This window comes from Actinomycetospora corticicola (assembly GCF_013409505.1).
In the GTDB taxonomy this organism is placed as follows: domain Bacteria; phylum Actinomycetota; class Actinomycetes; order Mycobacteriales; family Pseudonocardiaceae; genus Actinomycetospora; species Actinomycetospora corticicola.
This window is the reverse complement of the sequence record NZ_JACCBN010000001.1, coordinates 2,495,613-2,509,478: the sequence shown is the minus strand read 5'-3', so window position 1 is coordinate 2,509,478 and position 13,866 is coordinate 2,495,613. Positions and strand designations below refer to the sequence as shown.

Sequence of the window (13,866 nt, the reverse complement as noted above, 5' to 3'; positions counted from 1 at the left end):
CCCGCCCCGCCGCGTCCCCCGACCCCCGTCCCGTCGGTCGACCGATCCGTCTCGACGACGACGTCGACCTGGAGCCCGCTCCCGACGTCACGACCGGGACGATGGAGCTGGAGGAGCGCACCTCCCTGCGGCGCGTCCCCGGCCTGACCGGCGCGTCCACCGAGCTCACCGACGTCACCGAGGTCGAGTACCGGCAGCTGCGCCTCGAGCGCGTCGTGCTGATCGGCGTGTGGACCACGGGCAACGCCGCGATGGCGGACGCCTCGATGGTCGAGCTCGCGCGCCTCGCCGAGACCGCCGGCTCCGAGGTCCTCGACGGACTCGTCCAGCGCCGCTCCTCGCCCGACCCGGCCACCTTCGTCGGCTCCGGCAAGGTCGCCGAGCTCAAGGAGACGGTCCAGGCCACCGGCGCGGACACCGTGATCGCCGACGGCGAGCTCTCGCCCGGTCAGCTGCGGCAGCTCGAGGAGAAGCTCAAGGTCAAGGTGGTCGACCGGACCGCCCTGATCCTCGACATCTTCGCCCAGCACGCCCGCTCCCGGGAGGGCAAGGCGCAGGTCGAGCTGGCCCAGCTCCGCTACTTCCTGCCCCGCCTGCGCGGCTGGGGCGAGTCGATGTCCCGGCAGGGTGGTGGTGCGGGTGGTGGCGCCGGCGGCGGCGTCGGCACCCGTGGCCCCGGTGAGACCAAGCTCGAGACCGACCGGCGGCGCATCCACCAGCGGATCGCGAAGCTGCGCCGCGAGCTCGAGGGCATGAAGACCGTGCGCGACACCCAGCGCGACCGCCGCCGTCGTCGGGACGTCCCGGCCGTGGCGATCGCCGGGTACACCAACGCCGGCAAGTCCTCGCTGCTCAACGCCATCACGGACGCCGGCGTGCTCGTCGAGGACGCGCTGTTCGCCACCCTCGACCCGACGACCCGCCGGTGGGAGACCGCCGACGGACGCGTCGCGACGCTCACCGACACCGTCGGCTTCGTCCGGCACCTGCCCCACCAGCTCGTGGAGGCCTTCCGGTCGACGCTCGAGGAGGTGGGCGACGCCGACCTCATCGTGCACGTGGTCGACGGGTCCGACCCCGCCGCGCTCGACCAGATCGCCGCGGTCCGCGAGGTGATCGCCGAGATCGGGCAGGACCCCGAGGCCCCGCGTCCGCCGTCCCGCGGCGACGACCCCCAGCGCGCGCTGCCCACGCCGCCCGAGCTGCTCGTCGTCAACAAGGTCGACGACGCCGACCCGATGGCGATCGCGCAGCTGCGCGCCACGCTGTCCGGCGCCGTGTTCGTGTCCGCCCGCACGGGGGAGGGCATCGACCTGCTCCGTCGTCGCATCGCCGAGGCGCTCCCGCGCCCGGAGGTCGAGGTGGAGGTCGTGCTGCCCTACACCGAGGGTGCCCTGGTGGCGCGGGTGCACGCCGAGGGCGAGGTGCTGGACGAGCGGCACGTCGCGGAGGGCACCGTGCTGCACGCCCGGGTGTCCTCGGAGCTGGCCGCGGCCGTCACCGAGGCGGCCGTCCCGGTGCCGGTCCCCTGATCCTCGAGCTCTTCCTGACGGCAGGTCTCCTGGGTGCAGGCAATGCGTCGCTGCTTGCACCCAGTGCCAGTGACGCCACACCGTCGGTCGACTGCGCGCTGAGCGACGACCGGCTCGCGGAGGTGTCCGGGCTGGCGGTGACGCCGGCCGGACCCGTCGTCGTGAACGACAGCGGGAACGCGACCGTGGTGTACACGCTGCGCCCCGACTGCTCCGTGGCCTCGGCCCGGCCGGTCGGGGTGCGGGGCCGGGACGTCGAGGACCTGGCGCGGGGCGCAGACGGGACGCTGTGGCTGGCCGACGTCGGCGACAACGACCGGGAACGGTCCACCGTGGCGCTGATCCGGGTCCCGCGCTCGGGGACGGGCACGGTGGTGCGGCTGGCCTACCCGGACGGCCCGCACGACGCCGAGGCGCTGCTGCTGCCCGCCGACGGACGGCCGGTGATCGTCACGAAGGAGGGCGGTGGATTCGGCCGCGTCTACACGACCGACCGCCCACTCCCCGACGCCTCCGCCGAGCCCCTGGCCCTGCGGGCGGCGGGTGAGGTGCGGCTCCCGTCGTCGACCACGGAGGGCGGGCCGGTGAGCTTCCTCGGCCGCGGGCTGATCACGGGCGGCGCCCTGGCGGAGGACGGTCGGACCGCCGCACTGCGCACCTACACCGACGCATGGCTCTTCCCGGTCGGCGGCCCGACGGCGGACGACGTGATCGCCGGGCTGCAGGGGACACCGACACCGGTCCCGCTGCCCGGGGAGCCGCAGGGCGAGGCGCTCGCGTTCGGCGCCGACGGCTCGCTGCTGTCGGCGGGGGAGTCACCGGACGGCGCACCCACGGCCCGGCTGTACGGGTTCCCGGTGCCGCCCGTGTCGACGTCGCCCGCGCCACGGGCGCAGGTCGGCGCGCCACCGGACGGGTCCGGGGACAGACGCGGGACCGTGATCGCCGCCGTGGCGCTCGGTGCGCTCGCGGTCGTCGTCGGCGGGCTGCTCCTGGCGCGGCGGCGCCGGCGGCGACCCTAGAGCCGTCGCAGGACCGCCGTGACCTTGCCGAGCACCGTGGCCTCGTCGCCGGGGATGGGCTCGTAGGCCTCGTTGGCGGGGAGCAGCCAGACGTGGCCGTCCTTGCGCTTGTAGGTCTTCACCGTGGCCTCGTTGTCGAGCATCGCGGCCACGATCTCGCCGTTCTCGGCGTTCGGCTGCTGGCGCACGACCACCCAGTCGCCGTCGGTGATGGCGGCCTCGATCATCGAGTCCCCGACGACCTTGAGCAGGAACAGCGAGCCCTCGCCGACGAGCTCCTTGGGCAGCGGGAAGACGTCCTCGACGGCCTGCTCGGCGAGGATCGGCCCACCGGCGGCGATGCGGCCGACCACCGGGACGTAGGAGGGCGTCGGCCGGTCGGCGCGCACCCCCTCGGTCTCGGAGCCGCCGCCGAACTCGGGGTCGAGCTCCTCGGGCATGAAGACCTCGAGCGCGCGGGGCCGGCTCGCGTTGCGGCGCAGGAACCCCTTCTTCTCGAGCACCTTCATCTGGTGCGCCACCGAGGAGGTGGAGGTGAGGCCCGCGGCGTCGCCGATCTCGCGGACGCTGGGCGGGTAGCCGACGCGGTCCATGTAGTCGCGGATGACCTCGAGGACCTTGCGCTGGCGCGGGGTCAGGGCGGGCGCCCCGGAGGCGGAGGGCTCGGGCTCCCGGTCGGGGAACGCGTGCACCTCGGCGGTCACGGCCGTGGCGACCCCGGCGGCCTCGGCGTCGGTCCCGGGCGGGTCGGGCGTCCCGTCGCGTCGGCGACCGGTCATGGCGTCCTCCTCGGTTCGAAGCGTGAGCCCGGCGTCGGGCCGGCCGTGGTCGGCCGGGACGGTGACGCTGCGTGCTCCCGTGGGAGAAGGTAGCGCCGAGTGCGCGACGGATCAAACACGTGTTCGAAGGACACGCCGGTCGGTACGTCGACGTTGTCGGGGGTCGGTGCTAGACATCGCACAGACGTTCGATCGAACGCCTGTGCGATGGAAGAAGGTGCCCGATGAGCTCTCCGACTCCGGTCCGGCCGCGGTCCGCGGCCGTCGGTCCCGCTGCGGTTCCCGCGCAGGTCACCGGGGGTGTCGACGCCGGGTGGGGCAGTCGGTCACCCGGTCGTGTGCGGCCCACGGGGCGGTCGGTCGCCGGTGTCCCGACCCGTCCGGCGCCCCGGCGCGACGCCTGCCGCCCGGCCGGTCGCCCGGCCGCGCTGGTGGTCCCCGCGACGCCGCTCCCGGCCTCCGTCGGGCGGGTGAATTGCATGGATGTGATTCATGTCGCTCCCGCGCCTGCGGTGGTGCTGCGCCGGCGACGGACCGTCGCGGCGGTCGTGCTCGCCGCGCTGCTCGTGGGCCTGCTGGCCCTGGTGGTCCGGCTCGGTGCGGACGTCGTCGGCCCGGCCGGTCCCGTAGCGCCGGTGCCCGCCGGTACGGCGGTCACGGTCGTGGCGCCGGGGGAGACCCTGCTCGACGTGGCGGCCCGGGTGGCGCCGGGTTCCGAGCGGAGCGCGGTGGTCGAGCGCATCCGCGACGCGAACCACCTCTCGTCGTCCCTGGTCACTCCCGGTCGCCCCCTCGTGGTCCCCGCCGCCCCCTGAGCCGCCGACGGGGTGGCGTCGCCGTGTCACCCACGCGTGCGCTCACCGGCACCACACACGGCCGCCCGGCGCCCGAGGGAGCCGCTCGCCGCGGGCGTCCCCGGACGGGGGGATCCGGCTTGCACCGCTCTCTCGGGTGTCGCTAGCGTCCCGCCCCAACATCTTGTGGTTACATGCGTGTAGTTAGTCCACAGGTTGTGTGTGCAGGTGAGGCGTTGTCCACAGGGTCCCGCACAGGATCCGGGCATCGCTCCACCGAGGTCGGTGGTTCTTCCACCGGCGGCGCCCCCGAATCCACACCCCGGGAGCGTCTGGTCCACAGCGGTGTCCCCAGGCGGTACGCGGGGAGGCCGTCCATCCACAGGCCGTCCGGCCGGGCGAGAGGAGAACCGGGTGCGCTGCCCGTTCTGCCGCAACGACGACTCGCGCGTCGTCGACTCGCGCGAGGCCGACGAGGGGCAGGCGATCCGTCGCCGCCGCTCCTGCACGGCGTGCGGGAAGCGGTTCACCACCGTCGAGGAGGCCGTGCTCGCGGTGGTCAAGCGCAGCGGGGTCACCGAGCCGTTCAGCCGCGACAAGGTCGTGCGCGGGGTGGCCCGCGCCTGCCAGGGCCGTCCGGTCGACCCGGACGCGTTGGCCCTGCTGGCGCACCAGGTGGAGGAGACGGTGCGGGCGTCGGGCACGGCCGAGGTGCCGAGCCACGAGGTCGGGATGGCGATCCTGGGTCCGCTGCGGGAGCTCGACGCCGTGGCCTACCTGCGGTTCGCCAGCGTCTACCGGAACTTCTCCTGCGTGGCCGACTTCGAGGCCGAGATCGCCGACCTCCGGGGTCGGCTCGCCGCGGAGCCGGAGGACCAGGGAACAGAGCACGAATCAGTGTGATCGAACAGGGCCGGCGGCGACGCCGGTCGATGAGTCGGGGATTACGGAGCACCGGATCGTGGGGAAGCGTCCCCGGTGCAGGAGGCGAGGAACGCATGACGGAGACCGTCGGGTCCGGCACGAGCACGAGCGGCGCGCCGGACGGCGCGGCCGGTCGGGGCCTGTCGATCACGCGCGTCCACACCACCGAGGGGGTCCACCCGTACGACGGGGTGGAGTGGGAGCGCCGTGACGTCGTCATGACCAACTGGCGCGACGGCTCGATCAACTTCGAGCAGCGCGGCGTCGAGTTCCCCTCGACGTGGTCGGTGAACGCCACGAACATCGTCACGAGCAAGTACTTCCGCGGGGCGGTCGGCACCCCGCAGCGCGAGTCGAGCCTGCGCCAGCTGATCGACCGCGTGGTGCGCAGCTACACCGAGGCGGGCCGCACCCACGCCTACTTCGCCACGCCCGCCGACGCGGAGATCTTCTCCGACGAGCTGACCTGGATGCTGCTGCACCAGTACTTCAGCTTCAACTCGCCGGTCTGGTTCAACGTCGGCACGGCCTCGCCGCAGCAGGTCAGCGCCTGCTTCATCCTCTCCGTGGACGACACCATGGAGTCGATCCTCAACTGGTACCGCGAGGAGGGGCTGATCTTCAAGGGCGGCTCCGGCGCCGGCCTCAACCTCTCGCGCATCCGCTCCTCCAAGGAGCTGCTCTCCTCCGGCGGCACCGCCTCCGGCCCGGTCTCGTTCATGCGCGGCGCCGACGCGTCCGCCGGGACGATCAAGTCCGGCGGGGCGACCCGGCGGGCCGCGAAAATGGTCGTGCTCGACGTCGACCACCCCGACATCGCGGAGTTCGTCGAGACCAAGCGCGCCGAGGAGAGGAAGATCCGCGTCCTGCGCGACGCCGGCTTCGACATGGACCTCGGCGGCGCCGACATCGCCTCCGTGCAGTACCAGAACGCCAACAACTCGGTCCGGGTCACCGACGAGTTCATGCGGGCCGTGCAGTCCGGCGGGCAGTTCGGGCTCCGCGCCCGGATGACGCACGAGGTCATCGAGTCCGTCGACGCCAAGGGCCTGTTCCGCCAGATGGCCGAGGCGGCGTGGGAGTGCGCCGACCCGGGCCTGCAGTACGACGACACGATCAACGACTGGCACACCTCGCCGGAGTCCGGTCGCATCACCGCGTCGAACCCCTGCTCGGAGTACCTGCACCTGGACAACTCCAGCTGCAACCTCGCCTCGCTGAACCTCATGAAGTTCCTGGGCGACGACGGCCGCTTCGACGTCGAGGGCTTCACGCGCTCGGTCGAGCTCGTCATCACCGCGATGGACATCTCCATCTGCTTCGCCGACTTCCCGACGCCGGAGATCGGCGAGACCACCCGGGCCTTCCGGCAGCTGGGGATCGGCTACGCCAACCTCGGTGCGCTGCTGATGGCCACCGGCCACGCGTACGACTCCGCGGGCGGCCAAGCGCTCGCCGCGGCGATCACCTCGCTGATGACCGGCACCGCCTACCGGCGCTCCGCCGAGCTCGCCGGCGCCGTCGCGCCCTACGACGGGTTCGCCCGCAACGCCGACGCCCACCGTCGGGTCATGCGCAAGCACGCCGCGGCGAACGACGCGATCCGCACGCTGCACCGCGAGGACGCCCGGATCCGCGACGCCGCCACGAAGCAGTGGCAGGACGGCCTGGACATCGGCGCCCGCAACGGGTGGCGCAACGCGCAGGCCAGCGTGCTCGCCCCCACCGGCACCATCGGCTTCATGATGGACTGCGACACCACCGGGGTGGAGCCGGACTTCTCGCTGGTCAAGTTCAAGAAGCTGGTCGGCGGCGGCTCGATGCAGATCGTCAACCAGACGGTGCCGCGCGCGCTGGAGGCCCTCGGGTACCAGGGCGAGCAGATCGAGGCGATCGTCGAGTTCATCGCCGAGCACGGCCACGTCGTCGACGCCCCGGGCCTGCGTCCCGAGCACTACGAGGTCTTCGACTGCGCCATGGGTGAGCGGGCCATCGCGCCGATGGGCCACGTGCGGATGATGGCGGCCGTCCAGCCGTTCATCTCCGGCGCGATCTCCAAGACGGTGAACATGCCCGAGCGGGCCACCGTCGAGGACGTCGAGGAGATCTACTTCGAGTCCTGGAAGTCCGGGCTCAAGGCGCTCGCGATCTACCGCGACAACTGCAAGGTCGGGCAGCCGCTGTCGGCCGGCAAGACCGGCGGGTCGACCGCGGAGTCCACCACCGGCGCCGAGGTCGCGACCACCGACCACCGCCCGGTGCGCAAGCGCCTCCCGAAGAAGCGCCCCAGCGAGACGGTGTCGTTCGCGGTCGCCGGCGCCGAGGGCTACATGACGGCGGGCTCCTACCCCGACGACGGCCTCGGCGAGATCTTCGTCAAGATGTCGAAGCAGGGGTCCACGCTCGCCGGCGTCATGGACGCGTTCTCGATGGCGATCTCCATCGCGCTGCAGTACGGGGTGCCGCTGGAGACCTACGTGTCGAAGTTCGTGAACATGCGCTTCGAGCCCGCGGGCATGACCGACGACCCGGACGTGCGGATGGCGACGAGCATCGTCGACTACCTGTTCCGCCGGATCGCCCTCGACCACCTGCCCTACGAGAAGCGGGCGCAGCTCGGCATCTTCTCGGCGGACGAGCGCACCGCGCAGGTGGCGAACGACTACGGGCAGGCCCCGGCCGCTCCGGTGGAGGTCGTCGAGGAGCTCCGCACGACGGTCGACGCGGCCGACGAGCCCGCCAAGCCGGCCGGCGTGCGCAAGGCCGACATCTCGGTGGGCAGCTCGACCGAGCTGCTCGAGCTGCAGCAGGGCAAGGCGGCCGACGCGCCGCTGTGCCTGACCTGCGGCACCAAGATGCGGCCCGCCGGCTCCTGCTACGTCTGCGAGGGCTGCGGCTCCACCAGCGGCTGCAGCTAGTCCGGCACCCGGGACGGAGTGGGAGGGTCGAGCGCCCTCCCACTCCGGTCCCTAGGCTGGTCACGTGCTCCGCGTCGACGTGCTCGGCGACGTCCGGGCGACGATCGACGGTCGGCCGCTGGATCTCGGGGGACCCCGGCAGCGGGCGGTGCTCGGCCTCCTCGCCGCCGCGAGCGGACGGATCGTGTCCACCGACCGGTTCGTCGAGGACCTGTGGGCCGGGGATCCGCCGCCCAAGGCGCTCGGGGCGCTGCAGGCCTACGTCTCCCACCTGAGGCGGCGGCTCGAACCGGACCGGGCGCCCCGGACGCCCGCCGCCGTCCTCGTCAGTGCAGCGCCCGGCTACCGGCTGGTCCTGCCCGACGAGCAGGTCGACGCCTGGGACGTCGCCCGGCTCGTCGACGCCGCCCGGGCGGCGCCGGCCGCCGAGGCCCTCACCCTGGCTCTCGCGGCCCGGAGCCGCTGGACCGGCCCGCCGTTCGCCGCGTACGCCGACGAACCGTGGGCGGCCGACGCGGCGACGCGCCTGGGCGAGGTCCACGCCGCGGCGGCCGAGATCGCGGGGGAGGCGGCCCTGGCCGTCGGCCGGCCCGGGGAGGTGTTGTCCGCCCTCGACGAGCTGGCCCGCGCCGAGCCGCTGCGCGAGAGTGCCGCCGCGCTGCTCGCCCGCACCCTGGCTGCGGTCGGACGGCCGGGCGACGCGTCGGCGGTGCTGCGGGACGTGCGCACCCGGCTCGGCGAGGAGCTCGGCCTCGACCCGGGCCCGGCGTGGCACGAGGCCCAGCAGGCCGTGCTCGCCCCCGTCGCGACCCCCGCCCGTCGTCGGGCAGCGCCGGTCGTCGCCGCGGAGCCCGACGACGGCTTCCTCGGCCGGACCGCAGAACTCGCGCGGCTGCACCGCGCGCACGGCACCCGGCGTTCCCGGGCGGGCGTCGTGTGGGTCGCCGCCGAGGCCGGGACGGGCAAGTCGGCACTCGTCGAGCGGTTCGCGCGGGAGGTCACGGGTCGGGTGCTGCGGGCCCGCTGCCCGGAGGCGGGTGGCGCCCCACCGGGGTGGGCGTGGCGCGAGCTCGTCACCGCCGCGACCGGGACGCCGCCCACCGCGGCCGACCCGTTCACGCTCGCCGCGGCCGTCGCGCCGGTGCTCGCGGGCCCGGTCACGCTCGTCTGCGAGGACGTGCACGGCGCGGACGGGGAGACGCTGCAGGTGCTGCGCCACCTCGTCGCGAACGGCGACGGGGCGCTGCTCGTCGTCGCGACCTACCGCGACGACGAGGTGTCCGACGACCTGCGGGCGACCCTGGCGCTGCTCGCCGCCCAGACCGTCGACCGGATCCGCCTGGCCGGGCTCGATCCCGAGTCCGGGCGTCGCCTCCTCGCCCGCCACGCCGGGCGGGATCTCGCCGAACGTACGTGGCGGGCGTTGCTCGACCGTGCCGCGGGCAACGCGCTCTTCCTCCGGGAACTGGGCGACCTCGCGCGGACCGAGGGTGACGACGTGGCGACCCGGGACCTGCCGGCCGGCGTCGGGGACGTGCTGAGCCGGCGGCTCGCGCGGCTGCCGGCCCGGGCGGTCGCCACCCTGACCCGGGCGGCGGTGCTCGGCCGGGAGGTCGACGTCGACCTGATGCTCGGGGTCGAGGCGCTCCGGGGACCGCTGGACGAGGAGGAGCTGCTCGACGACCTCGACACCGGGGTGGTGGCGGGGCTGCTCGAGAGCGACCCCGACCTGCGCTTCTCCCACGCCCTCGTCCGCGACACCGTCGCCGCCCGGATGCCGCCGCTGCGCCGGGCCCGCCTGCACCGCGCACTGCTCGACGCGCTCGGGACCCGGCACCCGGAGCGGGTCCACGCACTCGCCCACCACGCGGAACTCGCCCTCGACACCACCACGGCCGGCCGCGCCCTGCCCCACCTGGTCGCCGGGGCGACGGCGGCCCTCGACGCGGGCGCGGTGGAGGAGGCCGTCCGGTGGTGGCGGGCGGCGCTGCGGGCCCACGATCTGGGCGCCGGCGACACCGCGAGCCGGCTGAGCACCCATCGGTCCCTGGTCCGGGCCCTCGCCGCCTCCGGGGACGTCCTCGCGGCGCTGGCCGAACGTGACCGGTCGATCGCCGTCGCCCGCCGCGACGGCGACCTCACCGACGAGGCGTGGGCCTGGAGCTGGGACGTCGTCGCGCTGTGGGCCACGCGCCCGGCGCTGGACGAGCAGGACGCTGCGATCGCACGTGTCCGGGAGCTGCTCGACGCGATCGACCCGTCCGACCGGCGACTCCGGGCGGAACTGCTGCTGGCCCTCGCGCACGAGTCCCAGCCGTGGCTCGTCGACGTCGGACGGGCCGCCGGCGAGGAGGCGCTCGCGATCGCCGTCGAGCTGGACGACCCGCGCCTGCGCTGCCGCGCCCTGGCGGTGGCGCACTTCCACACGTTCGCGACCGACGACCCCCACCACCAACGCCGGGTCGGGGAGGAGATGCTCGCCGTCGCGAGCGGAGCCCACCTCGGCGACCACGTCGCCCTCGCCCACCTGGTCCTCTCCGCCGCGGCGGTCGGGCGCGGCGAGCTCGACGCCGCACAGGGCCACCTCGACGCGGCCACCGCCACCGCGGGCGCGGGGCAGCTCCCGGTGCTCGCCCTGTCGGTGACCGTCTTCGCCGCGACCCTCGACCTCGTCCACGGCCGCCTCGACGCCGCCCGCCGCGCGTTCGACGAGCTCAGCGCGCGCATCACCGCGTCCGGCGACCCGAACGGGCGCGTCATCCGCACCTGGATCCGGACGACGGTGGCCGCCGTGGCCGGGGACTGCTCGGTCGTCCTCGACGAGCTGGAAGCCGTGGCGGCGGCGGGCGGGGCGGGCTACGTCGCGGTGCTGCGGGTGCTCGCCCACCTCGACGCGGGCCGCGAGGCCGACGCCCGCGCGCTCTGGCCGCTCCCGCCCTATCCGCGGGAGGCCACCTGGCTCCTGGAGACCGCGTTCCAGTGCCTGGCGGCGTGCCGCCTCGGAGACGTCGAGGTGGTGCGGCGGACCCGGGACGAGCTACGGCCGTGGGCCGGGCAGCTCGTCCGGACCGGCAACGGCCAGCTCGTCCTCGGCCCGGTCGACCTCGTCCTCGCGCGCGCCGCCACCGCCCTCGGCGAGGACCCGCGCCCGCACGCCGAGGCCGCCGCGGCGCTCGCCCGCCGTCTGGCCGCCCCGCAGTGGCTGGCGGCGGCGCGAGCCTGACCGCAAGTCGATCGCAAGTGGCGGCGGGCACGGTCGGGACACCCACGACCGAGGAGTCACCATGACCGTCACCCCCCGCCACCTGCTCGCCCTCGGCGGCGCCGCCCTCGCCCTGTCCGGGGTCACCGGGCTCGCCGGCGGTATGCTGCACCCCGTCGTCGACGGACAGTCCCATTCCGCCGCGTCGATCACCGCGCCGGGCGGTCCACCCGCCTACCTGCTGCTCTACGGGGGCGCGATCCTGCTGATGCTCGGGCTCCCGGCCGTCACCGCGTGGCTCGCGCCGCGGATCGGCGTGCTCGGCGTCGTCGGCCTGACGCTGTACTTCGTGGGCAACGCCCTCTCCGCGCAGTCGCACCTCGTCGTCGAGGGCTTCGTCGCGCGGGAGATTCCCCAGGCCGTTCCCGACGACGGGTCGATCGTCGCCTCGGGCGCCTTCGTCACCCTGCAGACCGTCGGCGGGCTCGTCTTCGTCGCCGGGGTGCTCCTGACCGGGATCGCCCTGCTGCGCCGCGGGTCGGGCGTGCCGTGGTGGATCGGCGCGGCCTTCGTGCTCTCCGCGCTCGGCGTGCTCGTCCCGCTGCCCGAGGCGCCGGTCCTCACGGGGCTGCAGGTCGAGCTGTTCGAGGCGATAGGCGCCGTGGGGCTCGGGGTCCTCGCGATCCGGGCGGCCCGGTCGTCGGTCACGACGACCACCCGCGACGAGCGAACGGCACTCTCGCGCACGTAGATGCTGCGAACGGGCCGCTCGCTCACCCCGGACCTGGCGTCAGGCCAGGCAGGTCAGCGGGCGGCCGCCGTTCCAGGTCACCATGTCGCCCAGGGCCGCCATGACGTCGATCGCTCCGCCGCGGGGGAGGCCGTCGAGTTCGGCGTACGCACGGTGCAGGTTGCCGACGATCCGCTCGGCGTCCGGCCAGTCGGCGAAGCGGCCCAGGTCGGTGTCCTGCGCGGCGGCCAGCGGCGTCAGCCCCGCCGCGCGCCCCCGCTCGGCGACGTCGAGCACGAACCGCAGGTAGTCCAGCGTGGCGTCGAGCGGAGCCCGGTCGTGGAAGACCGGGCCGTGACCGGGCACCGTCGTCGTCGCGCCGAGCGGCCCGACGACCTGCTCGAGGACCTCGATCGCACCGGTCACGGACCCCATGAGCAGGAACGGGGTCCCGCCGTTGAACACGAGGTCGCCGCAGAACAGCGTGGACCGCTCCGGGAACCACACCAGCGAGTCGTTGGTGGTGTGCGCGGGCGTGCCCACGTGCAGCACCTCGGCCCGCAGGTCCCCGACGTGCAGCGCGACGCGGTCGGTGAAGGTGAGGAACGGCGGGTCGAGGGGCAGCGACCCCCACTCCGGGTTCTCCCAGAACGGCAGCTCCCGGGGCGGCCCGAACGCGATCATCTCGTCGCGGGCCCGTTCGTGGGCCACGATCGTCGCGGTGCCGAACAGCGCGTTGCCCCACGTGTGGTCGCCGTGGTGGTGGGTGTTGACCAGGGTCCGGACCGGCGCGGACGTCACCGAGGCGATGGCGTCGACGAAGGCCCGGGTGCGCCGCTCGGTGGAGCACGAGTCGACGGCGACGACGCCCTGCGGCCCGACCGCGAAGCCGGTGTTGTTGATCCACCACGTGCCGTCGGGCTGCACGTAGGCGTGGATGCCGTCGGACACCTCCTCCAGCCGCGGCGGGCCGGGGACGGTGATGTCGTGGGCGTGGGCACTCACGCGGGGGTCTCCTTCCGGAGGGGACGGACCGGGGCGCCGGCGGTGATCGGGGCGTCGACGGCCCCGAGGCCGTCGACCTCGAGGCGGACCCGGTCGCCGGGCACCAGGTAGGGGTAGGCGTCCGCGCCGTGGACGCGGGAGAGCTCGAGGATGCAGCCGGTGCCGACGGTGCCGGAGCCGATGAGGTCCCCGGGGACGACCCGCGTGCCCCGCGAGGCGTAGGCGATCATCTCCCCGAAGGACCAGTACAGGGCGTCCAACCGGCCCGCGCTGTACGGCCGGCCGTTCACGGCGGCCTGCATCGCCGCGGCCGCCGGGAGTTCGTCGGGCGTGAGCATCCAGGGCCCGCAGCTCGACGCCGAGTCCTTGCCCTTGGCCGGGCCGAGGTTCAGCTTCATCTCCTCGCCCTGCAGGTCCCGGGCGCTCCAGTCGCAGAACAGCACGTAGCCCGCGATGTGGTCCACGGCCTCGTCGGGATCGAGGTCCGCGCCCTCCCGGCCGATCACCGCCGCGACCTCCAGCTCGTAGTCGAACGCGGCGCTGCCGGGGGAGACGGGGACGGGATCGTGTGCTCCGCGCAGCGCCGCCGGGTTGGTGAAGTAGAAGACCGGCTGCCGGTACCAGAGCGGGTCGACCGTCAGCCCGATCGCGGCGCTGGCCGTCACCACGTGTTCCTCGAAGGCCATGAAGTCGCGGACGGACGGCGGCCGCGGCACCGGGGGGAGCAGGGTCACGGTGCCGGGGTCGACGGCGGGCCCGGCGAGCGCGTCGGAGGCGGCCCGACCGAGCCGCGACCCGTCGTCACCGAGCAGGTCCACCAGCGACGTCGTGCCGGGGACCGGGTGCAGGACGTCGTCCCGCCACACCGCCGTCCAGACGGTCCCGTCGGCCTCCGCGTAGCTGCTCCAGCGCATCCGCGCTCCTCTCGTCGGCCGCCAGTCTGCGTCGCGCGACCTCGGG

Annotated in this window: 10 protein-coding genes; 7 read left to right on the top strand and 3 right to left on the bottom strand. The window is 74.5% G+C overall.

The window, feature by feature from the left end; all coding sequences use genetic code 11:
- The first annotated feature begins 101 nt into the window (after positions 1-101).
- Positions 102-1,532, top strand: coding sequence for a GTPase HflX (gene hflX, locus BJ983_RS12075; protein ID WP_246326126.1), 1,431 nt, complete (start codon positions 102-104; stop codon positions 1,530-1,532).
- A gap of 122 nt (positions 1,533-1,654) precedes the next feature.
- Positions 1,655-2,554 (top strand): NHL repeat-containing protein, encoded by a 900-nt coding sequence (locus BJ983_RS12070; protein ID WP_218890238.1) that lies wholly within the window; start codon positions 1,655-1,657, stop codon positions 2,552-2,554.
- On the opposite strand, the gene lexA is transcribed toward BJ983_RS12070, so the two are convergent.
- Entirely contained in the window at positions 2,551-3,333 is a 783-nt protein-coding gene (gene lexA / locus BJ983_RS12065) for a transcriptional repressor LexA (RefSeq protein ID WP_179794003.1), read from the bottom strand. The two genes, BJ983_RS12070 and lexA, sit on opposite strands and share 4 nt — an antisense overlap.
- 479 nt (positions 3,334-3,812) lie before the next feature.
- Here lexA and BJ983_RS12060 point away from each other — a divergent pair, with 479 nt between their 5' ends.
- From BJ983_RS12060 to BJ983_RS12040, 5 genes are all read left to right on the top strand, one after another.
- A complete protein-coding gene (locus BJ983_RS12060; RefSeq protein ID WP_179794002.1) occupies positions 3,813-4,148 on the top strand; it encodes a LysM peptidoglycan-binding domain-containing protein in 336 nt (111 codons plus the stop codon).
- Positions 4,149-4,541: 393 nt separating this feature from the next.
- Positions 4,542-5,030, top strand: a complete 489-nt coding sequence (gene nrdR / locus BJ983_RS12055) for a transcriptional regulator NrdR (protein ID WP_179794001.1) — start codon at positions 4,542-4,544, stop codon at positions 5,028-5,030.
- A gap of 95 nt (positions 5,031-5,125) precedes the next feature.
- Positions 5,126-7,969, top strand: a complete 2,844-nt coding sequence (locus tag BJ983_RS12050) for a vitamin B12-dependent ribonucleotide reductase (protein WP_179794000.1) — start codon at positions 5,126-5,128, stop codon at positions 7,967-7,969.
- Positions 7,970-8,033: 64 nt separating this feature from the next.
- Positions 8,034-11,192, top strand: a complete 3,159-nt coding sequence (locus BJ983_RS31630; protein ID WP_179793999.1) for a BTAD domain-containing putative transcriptional regulator — start codon at positions 8,034-8,036, stop codon at positions 11,190-11,192.
- A 61-nt stretch (positions 11,193-11,253) separates the two neighbouring features.
- Entirely contained in the window at positions 11,254-11,922 is a 669-nt protein-coding gene (locus tag BJ983_RS12040) for a hypothetical protein (RefSeq protein ID WP_179793998.1), read from the top strand.
- A gap of 39 nt (positions 11,923-11,961) precedes the next feature.
- Here BJ983_RS12040 and BJ983_RS12035 read toward each other — a convergent pair whose 3' ends face one another.
- Together BJ983_RS12035 and BJ983_RS12030 are read right to left on the bottom strand one after the other, a co-directional pair.
- Positions 11,962-12,906, bottom strand: a complete 945-nt coding sequence (locus BJ983_RS12035) for an MBL fold metallo-hydrolase (protein WP_179793997.1) — start codon at positions 12,904-12,906, stop codon at positions 11,962-11,964.
- Positions 12,903-13,820 (bottom strand): fumarylacetoacetate hydrolase family protein, encoded by a 918-nt coding sequence (locus tag BJ983_RS12030; RefSeq protein WP_179793996.1) that lies wholly within the window; start codon positions 13,818-13,820, stop codon positions 12,903-12,905. Before BJ983_RS12030 ends, BJ983_RS12035 begins: the two co-directional genes overlap by 4 nt.
- Positions 13,821-13,866 lie beyond the last annotated feature (46 nt).